General features: G+C 65.5%; 16 protein-coding genes and 1 tRNA gene. 9 read left to right on the top strand and 8 right to left on the bottom strand.

Annotation, left to right across the window (positions count from 1 at the left end):
- Positions 1–70: 70 nt before the first annotated feature.
- Positions 71–2,839, bottom strand: a complete 2,769-nt coding sequence (gene aceE, locus ACFVWT_RS00365; protein ID WP_390244204.1) for a pyruvate dehydrogenase (acetyl-transferring), homodimeric type — start codon at positions 2,837–2,839, stop codon at positions 71–73.
- A gap of 309 nt (positions 2,840–3,148) precedes the next feature.
- Here aceE and ACFVWT_RS00370 point away from each other — a divergent pair, with 309 nt between their 5' ends.
- The 5 genes from ACFVWT_RS00370 to ACFVWT_RS00390 all read left to right on the top strand — a co-directional run bounded on the left by ACFVWT_RS00370 (position 3,149) and on the right by ACFVWT_RS00390 (position 9,207).
- Positions 3,149–4,717: an NCS1 family nucleobase:cation symporter-1 gene (locus tag ACFVWT_RS00370; RefSeq protein WP_390244206.1), complete on the top strand. Its 1,569-nt coding sequence runs from the start codon at positions 3,149–3,151 to the stop codon at positions 4,715–4,717.
- Positions 4,718–4,757: 40 nt separating this feature from the next.
- Complete coding sequence (locus ACFVWT_RS00375) at positions 4,758–5,501, top strand: aspartate/glutamate racemase family protein (protein WP_390244208.1); 744 nt, start codon at positions 4,758–4,760, stop codon at positions 5,499–5,501.
- A 42-nt stretch (positions 5,502–5,543) separates the two neighbouring features.
- Positions 5,544–6,323, top strand: a complete 780-nt coding sequence (locus ACFVWT_RS00380; RefSeq protein WP_390244210.1) for an SDR family oxidoreductase — start codon at positions 5,544–5,546, stop codon at positions 6,321–6,323.
- A gap of 147 nt (positions 6,324–6,470) precedes the next feature.
- Positions 6,471–7,484, top strand: coding sequence for an endonuclease domain-containing protein (locus ACFVWT_RS00385; RefSeq protein ID WP_390244212.1), 1,014 nt, complete (start codon positions 6,471–6,473; stop codon positions 7,482–7,484).
- Positions 7,485–7,698: 214 nt separating this feature from the next.
- Positions 7,699–9,207 carry a cation:dicarboxylate symporter family transporter gene (locus ACFVWT_RS00390; protein WP_390244214.1) on the top strand — a complete coding sequence of 503 codons (1,509 nt, stop codon included), beginning with the start codon at positions 7,699–7,701 and terminating at the stop codon, positions 9,205–9,207.
- A 213-nt stretch (positions 9,208–9,420) separates the two neighbouring features.
- Here ACFVWT_RS00390 and ACFVWT_RS00395 read toward each other — a convergent pair whose 3' ends face one another.
- From ACFVWT_RS00395 to ACFVWT_RS00405, 3 genes are read right to left on the bottom strand one after another with little or no spacing between them, the layout of a single operon-like run.
- On the bottom strand, positions 9,421–9,807 hold the full coding sequence (locus ACFVWT_RS00395; RefSeq protein WP_390244216.1) for a sterol carrier family protein: 387 nt from the start codon (positions 9,805–9,807) through the stop codon (positions 9,421–9,423).
- 1 nt (position 9,808) lies between these two features.
- Positions 9,809–10,825: an asparaginase gene (locus ACFVWT_RS00400; RefSeq protein WP_390244218.1), complete on the bottom strand. Its 1,017-nt coding sequence runs from the start codon at positions 10,823–10,825 to the stop codon at positions 9,809–9,811.
- A 36-nt stretch (positions 10,826–10,861) separates the two neighbouring features.
- Entirely contained in the window at positions 10,862–12,439 is a 1,578-nt protein-coding gene (locus ACFVWT_RS00405; protein ID WP_390244220.1) for a molybdopterin-dependent oxidoreductase, read from the bottom strand.
- Positions 12,440–12,530: 91 nt separating this feature from the next.
- Here ACFVWT_RS00405 and purD point away from each other — a divergent pair, with 91 nt between their 5' ends.
- Positions 12,531–13,847 carry a phosphoribosylamine--glycine ligase gene (purD, locus tag ACFVWT_RS00410; RefSeq protein ID WP_209748161.1) on the top strand — a complete coding sequence of 439 codons (1,317 nt, stop codon included), beginning with the start codon at positions 12,531–12,533 and terminating at the stop codon, positions 13,845–13,847.
- A 1-nt stretch (position 13,848) separates the two neighbouring features.
- A complete protein-coding gene (locus ACFVWT_RS00415; protein WP_390244222.1) occupies positions 13,849–14,802 on the top strand; it encodes a phosphoribosylaminoimidazolesuccinocarboxamide synthase in 954 nt (317 codons plus the stop codon).
- A 28-nt stretch (positions 14,803–14,830) separates the two neighbouring features.
- Here ACFVWT_RS00415 and ACFVWT_RS00420 read toward each other — a convergent pair whose 3' ends face one another.
- Positions 14,831–16,105, bottom strand: coding sequence for a helix-turn-helix domain-containing protein (locus ACFVWT_RS00420; protein ID WP_390244224.1), 1,275 nt, complete (start codon positions 16,103–16,105; stop codon positions 14,831–14,833).
- A gap of 131 nt (positions 16,106–16,236) precedes the next feature.
- On the opposite strand from ACFVWT_RS00420, the gene ACFVWT_RS00425 reads away from it, so the two are divergent.
- Both ACFVWT_RS00425 and ACFVWT_RS00430 read left to right on the top strand, forming a co-directional pair.
- Positions 16,237–16,467 (top strand): hypothetical protein, encoded by a 231-nt coding sequence (locus ACFVWT_RS00425; RefSeq protein ID WP_390244226.1) that lies wholly within the window; start codon positions 16,237–16,239, stop codon positions 16,465–16,467.
- A gap of 198 nt (positions 16,468–16,665) precedes the next feature.
- Positions 16,666–16,791 (top strand): hypothetical protein, encoded by a 126-nt coding sequence (locus tag ACFVWT_RS00430; protein ID WP_390244228.1) that lies wholly within the window; start codon positions 16,666–16,668, stop codon positions 16,789–16,791.
- Positions 16,792–16,860: 69 nt separating this feature from the next.
- Here the strand turns inward: ACFVWT_RS00430 and ACFVWT_RS00435 are convergent.
- From ACFVWT_RS00435 to ACFVWT_RS00445, 3 genes are all read right to left on the bottom strand, one after another.
- A tRNA-Pro gene (locus ACFVWT_RS00435) sits at positions 16,861–16,937 on the bottom strand.
- A gap of 82 nt (positions 16,938–17,019) precedes the next feature.
- Entirely contained in the window at positions 17,020–18,852 is a 1,833-nt protein-coding gene (locus ACFVWT_RS00440) for an ABC transporter ATP-binding protein (protein ID WP_390244230.1), read from the bottom strand.
- A complete protein-coding gene (locus ACFVWT_RS00445; protein ID WP_390244232.1) occupies positions 18,849–20,666 on the bottom strand; it encodes an ABC transporter ATP-binding protein in 1,818 nt (605 codons plus the stop codon). Before ACFVWT_RS00445 ends, ACFVWT_RS00440 begins: the two co-directional genes overlap by 4 nt.
- Between the last annotated feature and the right edge of the window lie 86 nt (positions 20,667–20,752).

A 20,752-nucleotide genomic window follows, 5' to 3' on the forward strand; every position in this document is an offset into this window, starting at 1 on the left:
CCTCAAAAGTGCTTCCAAAGCGCATTATCTGGACAACAACTCCCAAAGGAGGACAGCCGGATTGCCTGCGTCAGGCGTCGCCGCCTGCTCCTCCGGTGGTTCCGGCGTTCACGTCCAGGAGCTTGTAGCGGTCCATGGCGTACGACGGCGCCCCCTCCTCCACATCGCCCCTCGCCGCGAGCATTTGCAGCGTCTTCACCACGATGGAGTGGGTGTCGTTCTTGAAGAAGCGGCGCGCGGCGGCGCGGGTGTCGGAGAAGCCGAAGCCGTCCGCGCCGAGCGAGGCGAACTCGTTCGGGAGGAACTGGCGGATCTGGTCCGGGACGGCCTTCATGTAGTCCGAGACCGCCACGATGGGCCCGTGCGCCTCGGCCATCTGCTGTGCCACAAACGGGATCCGGGCCGGCTCGCCGGGGTTCAGGAATGCTTCCTCCTCGGCGGCGAGGCCGTCGCGGCGGAGTTCGTTCCAGGACGTGACGGACCAGACGTCCGCGGAGACGCCCCAGTCCTCAGCCAGGATCCGCTGCGCTTCCAGCGCCCAGGGCACCGAAACGCCCGAGGCCAGGATCTGGCTCCTGGGACCTTCCACACCCGACACCGATACCCGGTAGATGCCCTTCAGCACACCGTTGACGTCGAGGTTCTCAGGCTCGTTGGGCTGGGTGATGGGTTCGTTGTAGACGGTGAGGTAGTACATCAGGTCTTTATCGGATGCAGCTCCGGTTCCTTCGCCGCTTGCGGCCCCCGGTCCGTACATCCGTTCGATGCCGTCGCGGATGATGTGGCCCATTTCGTAGCCGTAGGCGGGGTCGTAGGTGACGACTGCCGGGTTGGTGGCGGCGAGGATGGGGGAGTGGCCGTCGGCGTGCTGGAGTCCTTCGCCGGTGAGGGTGGTCCGTCCTGCGGTGGCGCCGATGATGAAGCCGCGGGTCATTTGGTCCGCGGCGGCCCAAAAGGCGTCGCCGGTGCGCTGGAAGCCGAACATGGAGTAGAACACGTAGACCGGGATCAGCGGTACGCCGTGGGTGGCGTAGGCGGTGCCGGCGGCGGTGAAGGCTGCGACGGCGCCGGCTTCGTTGATGCCGGGGTGGATCAGCTGGCCCTGGGCGGATTCCTTGTAGGCCAGGACCAGGTCCCGGTCCACGGAGAGGTAGTTCTGGCCGCCCGGATTGTAGATTTTCGCCGTGGGGAAAAAGGCATCCATGCCGAACGTGCGCGATTCGTCCGGCACGATGGGAACGATCCGGTGCCCGAACTTCTTGTCCCGGAGAAGGTCCTTGAGCAGGCGGACGAACGCCATGGTGGTGGCAGCCTGCTGCTTGCCCGTGCCGCGCTTGGCGACGTCGAACGTCTTGGCTTCGGGCAGCTCAATGGCCGCGTGGTTGGCCCGGCGCTCGGGCGTGTAGCCGCCGAGGGCCGCGCGGCGCTCAAGGAGGTAGGCGATCTCCGGAGCGTCCGCACCGGGATGGAAGTACGGCGGGCTGTACGGGTCCTCCTCCAGGCGGGCGTCGGAAATGGGAATCCTCAGGTAGTCCCTGAATTCCTTCAAATCCTCCACCGTGAGTTTTTTCATCTGGTGGGTGGCATTCCGGCCCTCAAACCTCGGGCCGAGGCCGTAGCCCTTGACTGTTTTGGCCAGGATGACGGTGGGTTTGCCCTTGAATTCGGTGGCTGCCTTGTAGGCGGCGTAGACCTTGCGGTAGTCGTGGCCGCCGCGCTTGAGGTTCCAGATCTGGTCATCGGTGAGGTCCGCGACGAGGTCCTTGGTGCGGGGGTCCTTGCCGAAGAAGTGTTCGCGGACGAACCCGCCGGATTCGGCCTTGTAGGTCTGGTAGTCACCGTCCGGGGTCTCGTTCATGATCTTCACCAGCGACCCGTCGGAGTCCTTGGCGAGCAGGTCATCCCATTCCCGGCCCCAGACGACCTTGATCACGTTCCAGCCCGCGCCGCGGAAGAACGCTTCGAGTTCCTGCATGATCTTGCCGTTGCCGCGCACCGGCCCGTCCAGGCGCTGGAGGTTGCAGTTGATCACGAAGTTCAGGTTGTCCAGGTTCTCGTTCGCGGCGAGCTGGAGCAGGCCGCGGGATTCGGGCTCGTCCATTTCCCCGTCGCCCAGGAACGCCCAGACCTGCTGGTCCGAGGTGTCTTTCAGGCCGCGGTTGTGCAGGTACCGGTTGGACTGGGCCTGGTAGATCGCGTTCATCGGCCCGATGCCCATGGACACGGTGGGGAATTCCCAGAACCCGGGCATCAGCCGCGGGTGCGGGTAGGAGGACAGGGCGTGCCCGGCCTTGGACTTTTCCTGCCGGAACCCGTCCAGGTCCTCCTCGCTCAGGCGTCCTTCCATGAACGCCCTGGCGTACATGCCGGGGGAGGCGTGGCCCTGGAAGAAGACCTGGTCCCCGCCGCCGGGGTGGTCCTTGCCGCGGAAGAAGTGGTTGAAGCCGACCTCGTACAGGGTCGCGGCACCGGCGTAGGTGGAGATGTGCCCGCCGACGCCGATGTTCGGGCGCTGGGACCGGTGCACCATGACCGCGGCGTTCCAGCGCATGTACGCCCGGTAGCGGCGCTCGTATTCCTCGTTGCCGGGGAACGGTGCTTCCTGGTCCGCGGGGATGGTGTTCACATAGTCCGTGGTGGTGACCATCGGAACCCCGACGCTCTGGGCGCCGGCACGCTGCAGGAGACTGCGCATGATGCACTGGGCACGCTCGGTGCCCTGTTCCCTGATCAGCGTATCCAGGGACTCAATCCATTCGGCGGTCTCTTCCGGATCACGATCAGGCAGCTGGTTAGTCAACCCGCTGAGGATATGGGAGGTATCTTCTCCTGCAGCCACGGCAGCCTCTTTTCATCTTTGAATGTCTGGGCTCTAAGTTTTCGTATTGTGAGAAAACATTCTTGCCATTCGAGATTATGCAGAAGCGCTCAAGTGGTCAAGGCGAACCGGCAGTACGTGCTCCCGGGGACGCCGCAATGGCTCCTGCGGACGGATTGTGACAGTGCGGTGCGCCGCCAAATCCTTGACCGGAAGGTGATCCAGGTCATAAAGTTATTCCACTCCTCAAAACCAAACTTCCATCTTGTGGAATTAATATCTCGGAAGCGTTGGCTTCCGCCCATCCCATCCCTAGAACTGGAGAACCAGATGCAGACGACCCCATCAGTCGGCGTCGAAACGGCTCCCGGCCCGACAGAGTCGTCGGGCCGGCCGGTCCATTCCGCAACGGGCGTCGACGCCCTGTGTGAAACAGCGAGCGCCGCGTCCGGGCGCACCATCAGCCCCGGCCTTTACAACATCGACCTGGCCCCGACGAAGCGCGAAGGCCGCCGCTGGACCAGTTACAGCATCTTCACCCTGTGGGCCAACGACGTCCACAGCCTTGGAAACTACGCCTTCGCCATCGGCCTTTTCGCACTGGGCCTTGGCGGCTGGCAGATCCTGCTGGCCCTCGGTGTCGGCGCCGTCCTGCTGTTCGGGCTCCTGAGCTTCTCAGGTTTCATGGGCGTCAAAACCGGTGTGCCGTTTCCCGTCATGAGCCGGATCAGCTTCGGCATCAGGGGAGCCCAGATCGCCAGCCTCCTGCGCGGCGCTGTGGCCGTGGCCTGGTTCGGCATCCAGACCTACCTTGCGTCGGTGGTGCTTCGGGTCATGCTCGTGGCCATGGTTCCCTCGCTGAAAGAGCTGGACTCCAATTCGGTCCTGGGACTGTCCACGCTGGGCTGGGCCGCCTTTGTGTTCCTCTGGATAGTCCAGCTGATTATCGTCAGCTTCGGCATGGAAATGATCCGCAAGTACGAGGCCTTCGCCGGTCCGGTCATCCTGGTGACCATGGCGGCCATCGCCGTTTGGATCTTCATCGAGGCCGGCGGGTCCATCGCCTGGTCTTCTGACAACGCCCTCGTAGGCGCGGACATGTGGCGCACCATTTTCGCGGGCGGTGCCCTGTGGGTGTCCATCTACGGCACCTTCGTCCTGAACTTCTGCGACTTCACCCGGTCCGCCGTCTCCAAGAAGGCAGTGGTGCGCGGCAACTTCTGGGGCATCCCCATCAACATGCTCCTCTTCGGCGCAATCGTGGTGGTCATGGCCGGCGGCCAGTTCAAGATCAACGGCACGGTCATCCAGAGCCCGTCAGATATCGTCCAGACCATTCCAAATACGCTGTTCCTGGTCCTTGCCTGCCTCGCGTTGCTCATCCTGACCATCGCCGTGAACCTGATGGCCAACTTCGTGGCCCCGGTCTACGCCCTGACCAACCTGTTCCCGAAGCACCTGAACTTCCGCAAGGCGGCCTGGGTCAGCGGCACGATCGGATTGATCATCCTGCCATGGAACCTGTACAACAACCCGCTCGTGATCGTGTACTTCCTGGGTGGCCTCGGGGCGTTGCTTGGCCCGCTGTTCGGCGTCGTTATGGCCGACTACTGGCTGCTGCGCCGCGGCAAGGTCAACGTGCTTGAGCTGTACACGGAAGACCCCGCCGGAGCGTACTTCTACAAGAAGGGCTTCAACCCCCGGGCCATCATCGCCCTGGTCCCGGCAGCCGCCGTCGCGCTCCTGATAGCCTTCGTTCCGGCGCTCGAGGCAGCCGCCCCGTTCGCCTGGTTCTTCGCGGCCGGCATCGCCGCAGTGGTGTACTACTTCATCGCCGACCGCTCGCAGCGGCTCGAAGACGTCGACGGCGAATCCATCGCCGTCGCGAGCACGCACTGACGAACACCACCCGGCCCCACAGACAACGGAAGACACCACTATGCGCATACTTGTCGCCAACGTGAACACCACACAGTCCATGACCGACTCCATCGCCGCCCAGGCCCGGTCCGTCGCGGCGCCGGGCACCGAGATCGTCGGGCTCACGCCGCGGTTCGGCGCGGACTCCTGCGAGGGAAACTTCGAAAGCTATCTCGCCGCGATCGCCGTCATGGACGCCGTGGTCAACTACCCCGAGCCGTTCGACGCCGTCATCCAGGCCGGGTACGGCGAGCACGGGCGGGAGGGGCTGCAGGAGCTTCTAGACGTCCCCGTCGTGGACATCACCGAGGCGGCGGCCTCCACGGCGATGTTCCTTGGACACAAGTATTCGGTGGTCACCACCCTTGACCGGGCGGTTCCGCTCATCGAGGACCGGCTGAAGCTGGCCGGCCTCGATGCGCGGTGTGCCTCGGTGCGGGCCAGCGGCATGGCCGTCCTGGAACTCGAAGAGGAACCCGAGAGGGCTGTCGAAGCAATCATCGAACAGTCAGTGGCCGCCGTCCGTGACGACAAAGCCGAGGTGATTGTCCTGGGCTGCGGCGGGATGGCCGGCCTGGACGAGGAGATCCGCAAGCGTGCCGGCGTCCCGGTGGTTGACGGAGTGGCGGCCGCCGTGACCATCGCGGAGTCCCTGGTCCGGCTGGGGCTGTCCACGTCCAAAGTCCGGACCTACGCCAGCCCGCGGCCCAAGACCGTCATAGGCTGGCCCGTAACCGCAGCGGACGTGCCCGCTGCACCGTAGCCGCGGCCCTGACAGCACGGCCATCAACGCAAGGAGCGACGCATGACCGCAACCCACCGGCCAGTACCACCCCACCGGCCGGGGCCGGTCGCCGTCGTGACCGGTGCAGGGTCCGGGATCGGCCGGGCGGTGGCGCGGCTCATGCTGGCCGAAGGCTACCGCGTGGTCCTGGCCGGCCGCCGTGAGGATCCTCTCCTGGAGTCCGCGGCAGGTCACCGCCAGGCGCTGGCGGTGACCTGCGACGTCACGGTGCCCGACGACGTCGAACGCCTTTTCGCTGCGGCCCTCGAAAAATGGGGGAGGGTGGATGTCCTGTTCAACAACGCGGGCGTGTTCGGCCCGGCAGCCTCAGTGGACGAGATCAGCGTGGCCGACTGGGATGCGGTGGTGGCGGTGAACCTCACCGGTTCCATGTTGTGCGCTGCAGCTGCGGTACGGGCCATGAAAGCGCAGGAGCCGCAGGGCGGCAGGATCATCAACAATGGGTCCATTTCCGCGCATTCCCCGCGGCCGCGGACCGTTGCATACACGGTGACCAAACACGCGATGACCGGTTTGACCAAGAGCATCGAACTGGACGGCAGGGGATTTGGCATTACCTGCGGCCAGATCGACATCGGCAACACGGCCACGGACATCATGGGCACCATCGGCGTGGATTCGGGAGCCTTGCAGGCGGACGGCAGCCGCCGGGTGGAGCCCACGTTCCCGGTGCAGGACGCTGCCCGCGCGGTGCTGCTGATGGCAGGCATGCCCCCCACGGCCAGCGTCGGCTCGGTGGTGATCACGGCAGCCGGAATGCCGTTCATCGGCCGGGGCTAACCTCTTTCTTCGAGTTTTTGTCCACATATCGCGACTTGGGAGGCCTCTAAGTCCCCCGATATGGACAAAAACTCGAGAGCCGGGATGTTGGCCTGTGGATAACCTCTGCGGGCATGCGGAGGGGTGCCTCAATGGACCATGAGCAGATTGTCTCCCCTTCCAGAAGAAGTCGGCCGACGTCCCTTTGCTGTTGCGGAGGCCACCGCTGCCGGCGTCGGAACCAGCAGGCTGTTGGGCGCCGACCTGCACCGGCCAAGCCGCGGAATCCGTGTCCCCAAGGCCGGCAGGACTGACCTCGCGGCGCTTGTCCGATCCCACACCCGGTTGGACGCGGTTACCTTCTGCAGCCTTGTCAGCGCTGCCGAGATCCACGGCGTTCCGCTGCCGCCGTGGGCGGAATTCCGGCCCGACGGCGGCGGCCCGGTAACCGCCGTCGTCGAACCTGTTCCCTGGGGTAAGAAAACCGGCCCGCACTTCCGCGAGCCCGGGCGCTTCCTGCACCTTTCGCGCCGGGGCGGCGGAACGCTGCCCCGGCGCAAGGGAGTGGCGGGACACCGGCTCAGGATCCGCGATGGCGACGTCGTCGAAATCGATGGGCTGAGACTGACGTCTGTTGCCCGGACCTGGGTGGATCTTGGCTCAGTGCTGCCCTTGGATGACCTCGTGGTGGCGGGCGACGCCATCGTCAGCGAACACGCTAGGTTGTTCGGTCCGCCAAAAGTTGCCATGGTGCCGCTGGCTGAACTCCGGAAGTTCGTGGACAACGCCAACGGTATCCACGGTATCCACGGTGTCCGTAAGGCCCGGCTTGCCCTGGACCTGCTGCGCGTCGGCGTCGATTCGCCGCCCGAAAGCAGACTTCGCCTGATGCTCCACGGCGCGGGCCTTCCGGAGTTCACCCCGAACTGCCGCGTGGACGATGCCCTGGGCAGGCCGGTCTGGGCGGACCTAGGCAACGCGCGGTACCGGACCTGCATCGAATACGAGGGCCTGCATCATCTGGATCCGGAGCAGCAGGCCATGGACGCATACCGGGATCAGCGGGTTGCGGACGCTGGCTGGCGGCAGGTCAGGATCAACAGGATCGACATCGAGCGGGGTCCCGAGTGGGTGGCGTCAAGGGTGGCGCATACACTCCGGAAGCAGGGCTGGCGGCGCTAGGGAGTTTTTGTCCAGATGGAGTGACTTCGGACCCTTTCAAGTCCCTCGATGTGGACAAAAACTCGAAGACGGGGACGCAAGTAGGCTTTCGCGATCTGTTGAGAACTTCCACAGTGTGGAAACTGAATTTCCTCTTGCGGAATAATGTGAGCGGGGTTACTTTTGAAACAGACCCCGATTTCCGGGGCTGTTCCCGATTGATAGGTACAGATCAATGAAGATCCCAGACTCTGCGGCGCTGAAGGCGAGTTCGGCGCCGTCGAAGAAGAAGCCCCTGTATAGGTCGCTCTTCTTCCAAATTCTGATCGCCGTCGTGGCAGGTGTTCTTATCGGACATTTCTGGCCGGACCTCGGCTCGCAGCTGAGGCCTCTCGGTGATGGATTCATCCAGCTCATCAAAATGATCATCGCGCCGCTGATATTCCTGGTGATTGTCACCGGAATCTCGGCCGTAGGCGACGTCAAGGCGGTCGGAAGGGTAGGAGTCAAGGCCCTTCTCTACTTCACTGCGGCCACGCTCTTCGCGCTGGTCTTCGGCCTGGTCGTGGGCAACATCGTCCAGCCCGGAGCCGGGCTGAACATCGATCCCAGCACGCTCTCCCAGGAAGCGCTGAACGCGAAAACCGGCACCACGCCGCCGAAAGACGCGGCCCACTTCATCCTGGACATCATTCCCACCAGCGTGATCGGTGCCTTCGCGAGCAACAGCCTCCTGCAGGTCCTGTTCTTCTCGGTGTTCTTCGGCGCGGCCATCGTGGTCATCGGACGCGAGCGCTGCATGCCGGTCATCAGCCTCATGGAGACTGTCCTGGAGCTCATCTTCAAGATCATGTCCTGGATCATGAAGGTGGCGCCGATCGGCGCCTTCGGTGCGATGGCATTCATCATCGGCCAGTACGGCCTCGGTACCCTCGGCACCTACGCCAAGCTGATCGCCGCCTGCTACGGCGCCGCCGTCGTCTTCATTGCGCTGCTGTTCCTTGTGGCCTGGGGCTTTGCCCGGGTTCCGCTCTGGCATTTCCTGAAGTACACCCGCGAAGAGTTCCTGCTGGCCCTCGGCACTGCCTCCACCGAGGCTGTCATGCCGCGCATCATGACCAAGCTGACCAATGCCGGCTGCTCACGGGCCACCACCGGCCTGGTGGTTCCCACCGGCTACTCGTTCAACCTCGACGGCGCCGCGATCTACCTTTCGATCTCGCTGCTCTTCCTGGCCCAGGCCTTCGGCCACAACCTGGACCTTGGCCAGCAGTTGGCCGCCCTCGGTGTCCTGCTCCTGACCTCCAAGGGCATGGCCGGAGTGCCCGGGTCCTCGTTCCTCGCGCTGTCCGCCACCGCGGCCGCGCTCGGCATCTTCCCGGTTGCCGGCGTGGCACTGCTCCTCGGCGCGGACCGCCTGATGGATTCCATGCGGGTTGTGGTGAACCTGCTGGGCAACTGCGTGGCCACCTTCGTCGTCTCCAAGTGGGAGGGCCAGTTCGACCGCAGCGTCATGGTCCGTGCATTCCGCGGCGAGATCACCAACCACGACTCGGCCATCATGCTCGGCGTCGAGGATGACTTCGAGGACCAGGAGCTCGAGCGGATCAGCGGCGGAGGGGCGCCGTCGCCCAAGTTCCGCGGCGGACCCAACCCCGGGGACATCCCCGGCTTCCAGATGAGCCGGCCCGGCGCCCACGCAGGTCCGCCGGAGCGCAGCTCAGCCGCCATCAACCACGAATAGGGCCCGGCCGTACAACCGGAAACCCGCAGAACCGCACTATACGCAGCCCCGTCCCGGAAAACGCCGGGGCGGGGCTGTGTGTTGCCGCCGCGGAGCGTCAGGCCAACGCCGGCTGAAGCACCCCGCCCGCCGGCCGGGTTTTTGTCCAGATAATGGGTCCAAAACGTCCTTGAAGTCCCTCGATATGGACAAAAACTCCAAGAGGAGGTGGGGCTACAGCGGGAGCAGTTCCGAGAGATCGGCCCGCAGCCCGGACGCCGCTACCTTCCCGGATGCCACGGCGTCGGCCCAGCCCACCCGACCGGTGACCATTGCCAGCCAGGTGGCGGCGTCGCATTCGATGACGTTCGGGGGAGTGCCGCGCGTGTGCCGCGGGCCCTCCACGCACTGCGTCACGCCGAACGGCGGAACGCGCACCTCCACGGAGTTGCCCGGCGCCCTCGCCGTGACCTCCTCCAGCGTGTAGCGCACCGCGGTCGCGGTCACGGCACGCGGAACGCCTGACGCCGGAGCGCCCGACGCCGGAACGGCGGCTTCCAGCCACGCGGCAAGGGCGGCACGGCCTTCTTCGATGCCAATGCGTCGACGTGAAACAGCCATGTCAGTCCAGCAGCGCCGAGACGGCATGGCCCAGCCGGATCTTGCCGACAGGCCGTCCGCCGCCGAGCACGGGTTCCACTACTTTTTCCAGCACGCTGGAGACGCCCGGAATGTCCACCGCGCCCGAGGCGGCCAGCAGGGTCAGGCCCACAAGGGTGGTGGCGCGCAGGTTTCCGTCCAGCACCTTGATGGCCACGGAAACGCCCGTGGTGGTGGCCATGGCCAGGACGCCTTCCGCACCGATCTTGGCGATGATCTGCAGTTCGTCCATCACGATCGTGTTGGGCTCGCCCTTGCCCTGGACAGCCCACGGGTAGTCCAGCATGGAGGTCGCGATGGTGGCGGCGCGCGCATTGGAATTCTTGTCACCGGGTGCCTTGGCCAGCCGCGAGTAGGCCCGTGCCAGCCCGGTCAGGGAGATGGCTGCCACCGGAGCACCGCAGCCGTCGATCCCCAGGTGCGCGATCCGCTCACCGGAATACTCCTCGATCGCGGAGCGGACCCGCTGCTGCAGCGGATGGTTGGGCTCAAGGTAGCTGTGGGTGTCCCAGCCGTTTTCCGTGCAGGACCAGAGGAACGCGGCGTGCTTGCCCGAGCAGTTGAACGCGAGCTTGGACCTGCCCTGTTCGGACCGGATCAGCCAGTGGCGGGCGTTCTCGTCCTGCGGCCACGCAGCGGGGCACTGCAGCTGCTCTTCCTTGACTCCCGCGGCCTTCAGCATCCCCTCCACCACGTCCATATGGTCCAGGGAGCCCGTGTGGCTGGCGCAGGCCAGGGCAACCTGTGCGCCGCGCAGGGGAACCCCGGACTGCATGGCCGCCAGGGCCTGCAGCGGCTTCAGCGCCGAGCGGGCGTAGATGGGGGTGGTGATGTCGCCGAGCTGCGTGACCACCGTTCCGTCAGCGGCAAGGACCACGGCTGAGCCGATGTGCCGGGATTCGACGAAACCGCTGCGTTCCACGACTGCCAGTTCGACGGCGGACTCCACTGTGAATGTGGCATGCGGATTTTCTGGCATGGCTAAAGTCTATGGTGCCGTGGCCTGAAACCCGGGCTATTGCACGGTCACCATGACCGACTGCCAGCCGGAGGCGCCGTCGGGCACGGGATCGGCGCGCTTGTCCGTCTGGACCTCGCCGGTACCGTCCGTGGCGCGGGCCTTGATGTAGTGCGGCCCGGGGGTGGCGTCCCATTCGAACGACCACTGCCGCCACGTCACCACTGATGCTTCGGTGGACAGCACGGCCTCCGTCCAAGGCCCGTTGTCGATCTGCACCTCCACCTTCGTGATGCCGCGCGTCTGCGCCCAGGCGGTGCCGCCGATGGCCACCTTGCCGGCCGGGACCTGCGCGAAGGACTTGGGCACCTCCACCCGGGCCATGGTCTTGATGGGGCCGCGCTCGGACCAGCCGCGGTCCGTCCAGTAGGCCTTGCTGTCAGCAAAGCGGGTGACTTCCAGGTCAACCACCCATTTGGTGGCTGAGACGAATCCGTACAGGCCGGGGACCACCATACGGACGGGGTAGCCGTGTTCCAGCGGCAGGGGTTCGCCGTTCATGCCGATCGCCAGCATGGCATCCCGGTCATCCTGCAGCACCTCGAGCGGAGTGGAGGCGCTGAAGCCGTCCTCGGAGGTGGACAGCACCATGTCCGCCCCGTCCTTGGGACGGGCCATCTTGAGGACCTCGCGGATGGGCAGACCCAGCCATTTGGCGTTGCCCGCCAGGTTTCCGCCCACGGGATTCGACACGCAGGTGAGGGTTACGTGGGACTCGATCAGCTCGGCGTCGAGCAGGTCCTGGAACGTCAGGGTGACTTCCTGCTCCACGAGGCCGTGGACGCGAAGCTCCCATTCCTCGGCATTAATTTCCGGGACGCTCAGGGCGGTGTCGATCCGGTAGAACTCGTTGTTGGGGGTAATCCACGATGTAACCCCCGGTGCGGCGGACTGGACGCCCGCCGGGACAGCGGGGGCTGCCTTGGCCGGCGACGGCAGTTGGAGGGATTCGCGGGCCTGGGCAATATTGCTCCGTGCCGCGCTGAGCAGCCGGCCGCCGGTGGCCGCGACGGCAGCGGCCACGGCAGTGATCCCGCTGGCGGCGAAGAAGGCGCGCCGGGTGGTGGCCGGGCGTTCGGTGTCCTTGGCGGCAACATCCGCGGCGACGGCGGGCCATGAACGCATCCGCCACAGCCGCGTGATCAGCAGCCGCAGCACCACCAGCCCGGCGGCGGTGCCGATCAGCGACGGGAGGGCGTCCAGCGGTTCCACGCTGGCCCGGGTGACCACGCTGGCGACAATGACGGCGCCCATCAGCAGGACGCCGGCCACGCCCAGCGCCCACTTCCGGTACGCCACCACGCCCAGAACGCAAGCGAGCAGGAAGATGGTCAGCCCCATGCCAGCGAACAGCGCCGCCTTGTCATTGGTGCCGAACGTGGCGATGGCAAAATCCTTCAGCCACGGCGGTGTGAAATCGATAAAGGTTGAGCCGAGGGCAATGAGCGGCGTTGCCCGCGCCGTGAAGAAGGCGCCGATCAGTTCCGCAACGGAAAGTACGACGGCGGCCGCGGCCACGCCTGCCAGCGCTGCCAGTGCAGTGGGGCCCTTGAGCCAGTTCGTAAGCTTCTTCATGCCGGGGGTTCGTAGCTGCGGCCGTTAAGGATTGACGGGGGCAGGTCACGGCTTAGGACCGGACCGGGTGCACAAAGTACCCTTGGAGACTGTGAAGGTACTCGTCATTGGCCCTGGTGGCCGCGAACACGCCATTGTCCGCTCCCTGCTTGCAGACCCCAACGTTTCCGAAGTCCACGCGGCTCCGGGCAACGCGGGCATCGGCAAGCTGGTCCCCACCTACGCCATTGACGGCAATGACCCGGACGCCGTTGCTGCCTTGGCCACCAAGCTGGGTGTGGACCTCGTGGTGGTCGGTCCCGAGGCGCCCCTGGCCGCCGGAGTTTCCGACGCCGTCCGCGCAGCCGGCATTCCCGTCTTCGGACCCAGCAAGGCGGCCGCCCAGCTGGAGGCATCCAAGGCGTTCGCCAAGCAGGTCATGGCCGAGGCCGGCGTCCCCACCGCCATGGCGCGCGTTGCAAGCACCGCCGAGGAAGCCGCCGACGCGCTGGACACCTTCGGCGCCCCCTACGTGGTCAAGGACGACGGCCTGGCCGCCGGCAAGGGCGTCGTTGTCACCAACAACCGCGACGAAGCCCTGGCCCACGCCCAGAGCTGCTTCGACGCGGGCGGCTCCGTGGTGATCGAAGAGTTCCTGGACGGTCCCGAAGTTTCCGTGTTCGTCCTCTGTGACGGCCGGAACACGGTGGCACTCTCCCCGGCGCAGGACTTCAAGCGCATCTTCGACAACGACGAAGGCCCCAACACCGGCGGCATGGGCGCCTACACCCCGCTGGAGTGGGCCCCGGAAGGCCTGGTCCAGGAAGTCATTGACCGTGTGGCGCAGCCCACGGTCAACGAGATGGCGCACCGCGGCACCCCGTTTGTCGGCGTGCTGTTCGTGGGCCTGGCCCTGACCTCGCGCGGCACCCGCGTCATCGAATTCAACGTCCGTTTCGGCGATCCGGAAACCCAGGCGGTCCTGGCCCGGCTCAAGACGCCGCTTGGTGCGCTGCTGCTGGCAGCTGCCAAGGGCGAACTGGACAAGGCGGAAGAGCTGCGCTGGTCCAAGGACACCGCGGTCGCCGTCGTCGTCGCCTCCGAAAACTACCCGGACACGCCGCGAACCGGTGACCGCATCCGCGGGCTCAAGAAGGTTGACGAGCTGGAAGGCGTCCACGTGATCCACGCCGGCACCAAGCTGGACGAGGAAGGCAAAGTGGTCTCCGCCGGGGGCCGCGTGCTCGCCGTGGTTGCGCTGGGAACGGACCTCGTGGAGGCCCGCGAACGTGCGTACGACGGCGTGGAGCTGGTTCAGCTTGAAGGCGGGCAGTTCCGCACCGACATCGGGCGCAAGGCGGCCCGCGGCGAGATCAAGGTCTCGTCCGGCGCGACAGGGTCGCTGCCCGTCACGAAGGCGAAGGCATAGCATGACCGAGAATTCCCCCCTTGAAGGAGCCCCCAAAGCCGGACTGGACACCGCCACTCCGGACCTTCCGGGCTGGCGCCATGTCTACTCCGGCAAGGTCCGGGACCTCTACGTACCCGCGGATGATTCCCTCGCCCGGCAGTTCGGCCAGGACTGCGTCCTGGTGGTGGCCAGCGACCGCATCAGCGCCTACGACCACGTGCTTTCGAGCGAAATCCCGGACAAGGGCCGCATCCTTACCCAGCTGAGCCTGTGGTGGTTCGACCAGCTCGGCGTCGCGCATCACGTGCTGGCATCCACCGTGGAGGACGGCGTCCCGGCCGCGGTCGAGGGCCGCGCCATGATCTGCAAGAAGCTGGATATGTTCCCGGTGGAATGCATTGCCCGCGGCTACCTCACCGGCTCCGGGCTCTTGGAATACCAGAAGTCCCGCACGGTGTGCAGCATCCCTCTGCCGGAGGGCCTGGTGGACGGTTCCCGGCTCGACGAAGCTATCTTCACGCCCTCGGCCAAGGCGGAGGTGGGGGAGCACGACGAAAACATCACCTATGACGCCGTGGTGGGCCTGGTGGGCGAGGATGTTGCCGGCCGCCTGCGCGAGCTGACGCTGAAGATCTACACCAAGGCCGAGGAAATCGCCCGCGGACGCGGCATCATCCTGGCCGACACCAAGGTGGAGTTCGGCTTCGACGCATCCACCGGCGTCATCACCCTGGGTGACGAGGTCCTCACCCCGGACTCTTCGCGCTTCTGGGACGCGGCCACGTACGAGCCGGGCAAGTCCCAGCCGTCCTACGACAAGCAGTACGTCCGCGACTGGCTGACCTCCGCCGAGTCCGGCTGGGACCGGGCCTCGGACGTCCCCCCGCCGGCCCTGCCGGAGGACGTGGTGAGCCGAACGCGCGGCCGCTACGTCGAGGCGTACGAAAAGCTCACCGGACGGGCGTTCGTCTAAGTGGAAGTTTATTGAGGGCCGGGTTCGCCTAGCTGGCCTCAGCAGCTGCCTGGGCAGCCGCTGCGCGCCGCTGGGCGAGCTTGATCTCCAGCACCGCGTCCATGGCCTGCTGGACGCGGTCGGAGGCCCCGGCGGCGCTGAATTCCTGCTGTGCTTCCTCGAGGAGCACGAGTGCTTCGTCTGATTCCCCGGCGGCCTTGAGTGACTTCCCCAGCAGGAGCGACACTTCGCCTGCCGTGTGGCGGGCCAGGGCCTTCCGCTCGGCGTGGATTTCGCGGAGCTTCTCCACGGCGGCCGGGATGTCACCGGTCAGGTACAGCCAGCGCGCGCGGATGAAGGCGACTTCCAGCTGGTCGGTCTTGTTCCCGCCCACGATGGACAGGGCCAGTTCGGCGCGTTCGATGGCGGAGAGGGTCTCCGGTTCCACGATGCCCGAGGAAAGCCGGACTGCTGCGGAGGCCTTGTTGAAGCGGGCCCACAGTTCAATGTCATTGGCGGGTGAGAGCAGCTTGGCGGCGCGTTCGTGGTATTTGATGCCCTCGGGATAGTCATGCCGCATGAAGGCCACGTTGCCAATCACCCAGGCAACCTCGCCGGCGAGCTGCGAGATGGATTGGTCGTCCATCTGGTCGTTCATCGCCTGGCAGTAGGTCCAGGCTTCGTCCAGCCGGCCGCTTTCGGCCAGAGCGCCAATCAGGGCGCGCAGGGCGCCGATGATCAGCGTTGACCCCTTCGGCAGCTGCGCGCAGAGTTCTACGGCCTTCTGGGCATGCTCGACGGCGGTGGCCAGCTGGCCCTGGCCGTGGCACACCGCGGCGAGCATCTGGCGGGCGCGCACGCCCAGGCCGGCGGACTCGGTGGCCATCGGGTGCTCCAGGAGGTGCTGCATGATGTTCTGGCATTCCTGCAGCTGGCCCTGTTTCATGAGGCATTCCGCCTGCATGTAGGTCATGTTCCACCAGGCGCTGGTGTTTTTGCCCTCGAGGGCTATCTGGGCGGCTGTGGCGGCGTGCGCCGCCGCCAGCGGATAATCCCGCAGGTCCCAGGCCTGCCGGGCGTAGAGACCGGCCAGAACATACTCGGCGTCGCTGACCGAGATCGGCTGGCTCCACGCTTCCAGTGCTTTGGGGGCCAGCTCCAGCCTGCGGGCTAACTCTTCGATAACATCGGCGGTAGGTTCACGCCGACCTGTTTCCAAGAGGGAGATGTAGCTGGGAGAATAAAGGTCCTTTCCCAGTTCTGCTTGCGTCAACCCACGTTCGAGTCGTTCGGCGCGGAGCTTCTCCCCGAATCCGTTCCCCACGGGTTTCCTCCTTATTCCGGACAGTCTTTATACCAAATGCTTGACAGTCTCTGTGGAAAACATTTTACAATGTATGTCAACAAGGGCAGTGCTGACTTTGTAACGAATCCGACTCGTATTGAGGAAACCTAATGTTGAAGAAGATCGCAGCCGCCGCCGCCTTGGCTGGCGCACTGGCATTTTCAGCCGCAGCCCCCGCAATGTTGTCTGCAGCTCCGATCGGCAACTGGGCGGATCAGCTGGGAAGCACCACCGCTATCGGAAACTGGCCGGACCCCATGCAGTTCGTTCAGGCCATCGGCAACTGGCCGGATCCCATGTCGTACCAGGCGTCCATCGGCAACTGGCCGGATCCGATGTAGCCGCTGATTAACCTCCCGCAAGGGACCACCAGCTCCGGGACATGCGCGAACCATGTCCCGGGGCTATTTTTTTGGCCAAACGACGCAAGGGGAGTGTCATGAACCGCAGGGAACCGAATGACTTGAAGCGCGCCTATTGCGTCGTTGCTGGAGGCGCTGGTGCTCTTTGCCAACGGACTCCGGCTTAGGCACCGGTACATGAACCAGGTCCAGACCTATGAAACGCGGGGAGACTACCGGGAGGACGACGGCTCCAACCGGCCGCGGGTTCCACTGCTGGGCGACGGCCAGTCCAGCCAGCGATCCACGTTTGAGGGCCTCTGAGGCCACGGCCGGCAGTCCGCCCGACCAAAAGCAAAGAGGGCCTTCCGAATGGAAGACCCTCTTTGCTTTTGGTCGGGATGACAGGATTTGAACCTGCGACCTCGTCGTCCCGAACGACGCGCGCTACCAAGCTGCGCCACATCCCGATCCGTTGCTTCAAAAGCAACTTCACAAGAGTATCCGATTCCGGCCCCCATGTGAAATCGGCGCCCGGACGCCCCGCGGGAGCTACACCAGTGAGTCTTTCCACGCCCCGTGCAGCTCCGCGAATCGCCCGCCGCCGCCGATCAATTCCTCCGGCGTGCCGTCCTCCACCACCCGTCCGTCGTGGACCACCAGGACGCGGTCGGCGGTCTCCACCGTGGACAGCCGGTGTGCGATGATCAGGGCCGTCCGGCCGGCGTCGTCCCCTGCCACGCCCTCCAGCAGGCCGGCCAGGCCGCTCTGGACCAGGCGCTCTGAAGGGATGTCCAGCGAGGAGGTGGCCTCGTCCAGGATGAGCACTGCCGGGCGGGCCAGGAATGCCCGGGCAAAGCTGATGAGCTGGCGCTGGCCGGCCGAGACGCGTCCGCCGCGCTTGTTCACGTCAGTGTCGAAGCCTTCGGGCAGTTCCATGATGAACTCGTAGGCGCCAACTGCGCGGGCGGCCTCCTCGATCTCCTCGCGGGAAGCTTCCGGCCGGCCCAGTGCGATGTTGTCCGCCACGGATCCGCTGAACAGGAAGGCCTCCTGGGTCACCATCACCACGTTCCGGCGCAGGTCCTGGGTGGTGAGGCTCCTCAGGTCCACGCCGTCCAGTGTCACCGACCCTTGGGACACGTCGTAGAAGCGGGCAATCAGTTTGGCCAGCGTGGACTTGCCGGCGCCGGTCTGGCCCACCAAGGCCACGATCTGCCCGGCCGGAATGTGCAGGTCCAGCCTGGGGATGATGACCGGCCCGTCGCCATATCGGAGCTCCACGCCGCTGAAGTCGATGGTGCCGCGGGCGTCGCGAAGCGCTACGGGGTTCTTCGGAGGCCGCACGGTGGGAACCTCCTCCAGCAGGCCGGATACCTTCTCAAGGGCTGCCTGGGCGCTCTGGAAGGAGTTGTAGAACATGGCCATCTGGTCCACCGGCTGGAAGAAACGCTTGGTGGACAGGATCAGGGCCAGCAGGACCCCCACGGCGAGGTCCCCGCCCAGCACACGGAAACCGCCAAAGAGCAGAACCACCGCGACGCAGACGTTGCCGATCAGCACCAGGCCCGGCTGGAAGACGCCGTTGAGGTTGATGGAGCGGACAGTCACCTTGCGGTAGTCCTCGGACAGTTCGCCGTAGCGGTCGGCGTTTTCGCGCTCCTTGCGGAAGGCTTTCACTGCACGAATGCCTGTCATGGTCTCGACGAAGTGCACGATCAGGCGTGCGGACACCACCCGGGACTCGCGGAAGGCGATCTGGGAGTGCTTCTGGTACCAGCGCGCCAGGAAGTACATGGGCACGCCCGCGGCCAGCACAATGAGCCCGCTGCGCCAGTCCAGGGCGAACACCGTGATGGCCGTGAACAGCATGAACAGCATCCCGGAGGCCAGCGAGCTGACGCCCGAGTCCAGGAGTTCACGCAGCGCCTCGAGGTCGGACGTCTGCCGGGCGATGATCCGGCCGGACGTGTACTTCTCGTGGAACTCAAGGCTCAGCCGCTGTGTGTGCCGGAAGACGCGGACCCGCAGGTCCAGCAGCATCGCCTGGCTCAGTTTCGCCGTCGAGGTCACGTACAAGGCGGTGAGGCCTGCGGTGGCGACCGCCGCGGCAAGGTACGCCACGCCGGTGAGGACCAGCGGCAAGTTGTCCCCGGCCCGCAGTGCCGGCAGGGCGTGGTCGATGCCAAAGGCGATTAACGCCGGGCCGGCCACCCGGGCAGCCTGCGACAGGACCACCATGGTGATGGTCAGCCAGAACCTCAGCCGGACGGGACGGATCAGGGACCCAAGCAACGCGAGCGACCGCCGTCGTACGGTTTTGCTTTCGCTTTTGCTCAGGTGGGCGTTGTCCTCGTTGGCGGTGCCGAAGGTAGCGGTGGTCATCGGGAAATCTCCTCGGACTCGTCGCTTAATTCTGAGAGGTCCGACAATTCGGAATCCAGGTCCCGGGGCTCCGTTTCCAGGCTGGCGATCACGTAGCGGTAGTGCTCGTTGCGGGCCAGCAGTTCGGCGTGGGTCCCGACGGCGGCGATCCGGCCGTCCTCGAGCAGCGCCACCCGGTCTGCCAGTGCCACAGTGGACGGCCGGTGGGCGACAATCAGTGTGGTGGTGTCGGCAAGCACTTCACGCAGCCGGGCTTCGACGAGTTCTTCGGTGTTGACGTCCAGGGCGGACAGCGGATCGTCCAGCACCAGCACCTTGGGCTTCGCGGCGATGGCCCGGGCCAGGGCGATTCGCTGCCGCTGGCCGCCGGACAGGCTGAGGCCCTCCTCGCCAATCAGCGTGTCCAAGCCGTCAGGCAGGGAGTAGGCGAAGTGTGCCTGGGCAACGTCCAAAGCTTCCTCCAGCGCTTCCTGGCTCCGATCACGTGCTCCAAGGAGCACGTTGTCCCGGACGGAACTGGAGAACAAAGTGGTGTCTTCGAAGGCCACGCCCACCACCGTGCGCAGCTGTTCCACGGAGAACTCCCGCAGGTCCACGCCATCGATGGTGATGGAGCCTGCGGTGACGTCGTAGAGGCGGGGGACCAGCTGGAGCAGTGCGCTCTTGCCGCTGCCGGTGATGCCCACAAGGGCCATGGTCTCGCCGGGGCGGATGTCCAGGCTGATGTCCTTGAGGATGGGCTTGTCCGGTGCGTCCTCGAACGCGAACGTCGCGGCGTTGAAGCTGAGGGCGCCTTTGAGCTGCGCGGGCTGCCGGGGCTGTGCCGGGCTGGTGATGGTGTTGGCGGCGTCCATGACTTCGAAGTGCCGGTCGATGGCCGTCTTGGCGGTCAGTGCCATCGCCAGCAGCATGCCGCAGAATTCCACGGGAGCGGCAATGACGGCTGCGGTGGCGAAGAACGCAACCAGGGCACCGATGCTGAGCTGTCCGTCCGCAGCCAGTATGACGCCCACCACCAGCCCGGCGCCGAGTGCGAGTTCCGGCAGGAGGGTGACCACCATGCTGAAGGCGGCAAGGTGCTTGGCCTTGGCGATCTCGGTCTGCCGAAGTTCCTCGGCCTGTTCGTTGAAGTTTTCCAGGGCTTCGCGGCTGCGGCCGAAGGCCTTGAGTACGCGGATGCCGTGCACCGATTCCTCCACGGTGGTGGCGAGGTCGCCTGCCTGGTCCTGGCTGCGGCGGGCCACCTTGCTGAACCGCGTGCGGAACCGGAAACCGTAAACCATAATGGGCGCGGCGGCTGCCAGGAAGATCAGTGCCAGCTGCCAGCTCATGGAGAACATCACGACGACGCCTATCACCACCGTCAGCGTGGTCACCACCAGCATGATGGCACCGAATGCCATCCAGCGCCGCAGGAAGTTGAGGTCCGTCATGGCCCTGGAAAGGAGCTGCCCGGATCCCCAGCGGTCATGGAAGGAGACCGTCAGGTCCTGGAGGTGCCCGTAGAGCGAAACCCTCATCCTCGTTTCCACGGTGGTTGCGGGATTGATCACGAACTGGCGGCGGAGGGCAACCAGCCCTGCTTCGGCGACACCAAGCCCCAGGATAATCAGGGATGCGGTCCAGACAGCGTCCGTGGCGCCGCCCGGCCGGAGCGAATCATTGATGAGCACCCGCAGCACCTGCGGGATGGCCAGGGCCACGATGCTGGCCAGGAGGGCGCAGAGGAGTCCCATAACAAGCCGGGGGATGATCGGCCTTACATGGGGATAGAGTCGGCTGATTGACGTGAAAAATGGAGTCTGCTTGGCCATGCCCGCTTCTTAAAGCTCAACTAAGAATGTAGTTTCCTTTAGCAACTACCCTATGCCATGGCGTGACGTCGTTCACAGGTCCCCGC

This window comes from Arthrobacter sp. NPDC058288, from assembly GCF_042880995.1.
In the GTDB taxonomy this organism is placed as follows: domain Bacteria; phylum Actinomycetota; class Actinomycetes; order Actinomycetales; family Micrococcaceae; genus Arthrobacter.

Coding starts and splice junctions, on each gene's coding strand:
- ACFVWT_RS00370 (WP_390244206.1), top strand. CDS start 3,149: ATGCAGACGACCCCATCAGTCGGCGTCGAAACGGCTCCCGGCCCGACA.
- ACFVWT_RS00375 (WP_390244208.1), top strand. CDS start 4,758: ATGCGCATACTTGTCGCCAACGTGAACACCACACAGTCCATGACCGAC.
- ACFVWT_RS00380 (WP_390244210.1), top strand. CDS start 5,544: ATGACCGCAACCCACCGGCCAGTACCACCCCACCGGCCGGGGCCGGTC.
- ACFVWT_RS00390 (WP_390244214.1), top strand. CDS start 7,699: ATGAAGATCCCAGACTCTGCGGCGCTGAAGGCGAGTTCGGCGCCGTCG.
- ACFVWT_RS00395 (WP_390244216.1), bottom strand. CDS start 9,807: ATGGCTGTTTCACGTCGACGCATTGGCATCGAAGAAGGCCGTGCCGCC.
- ACFVWT_RS00400 (WP_390244218.1), bottom strand. CDS start 10,825: ATGCCAGAAAATCCGCATGCCACATTCACAGTGGAGTCCGCCGTCGAA.
- ACFVWT_RS00405 (WP_390244220.1), bottom strand. CDS start 12,439: ATGAAGAAGCTTACGAACTGGCTCAAGGGCCCCACTGCACTGGCAGCG.
- ACFVWT_RS00415 (WP_390244222.1), top strand. CDS start 13,849: ATGACCGAGAATTCCCCCCTTGAAGGAGCCCCCAAAGCCGGACTGGAC.
- ACFVWT_RS00425 (WP_390244226.1), top strand. CDS start 16,237: ATGTTGAAGAAGATCGCAGCCGCCGCCGCCTTGGCTGGCGCACTGGCA.
- ACFVWT_RS00430 (WP_390244228.1), top strand. CDS start 16,666: ATGAACCAGGTCCAGACCTATGAAACGCGGGGAGACTACCGGGAGGAC.
- ACFVWT_RS00440 (WP_390244230.1), bottom strand. CDS start 18,852: ATGACCACCGCTACCTTCGGCACCGCCAACGAGGACAACGCCCACCTG.
- ACFVWT_RS00445 (WP_390244232.1), bottom strand. CDS start 20,666: ATGGCCAAGCAGACTCCATTTTTCACGTCAATCAGCCGACTCTATCCC.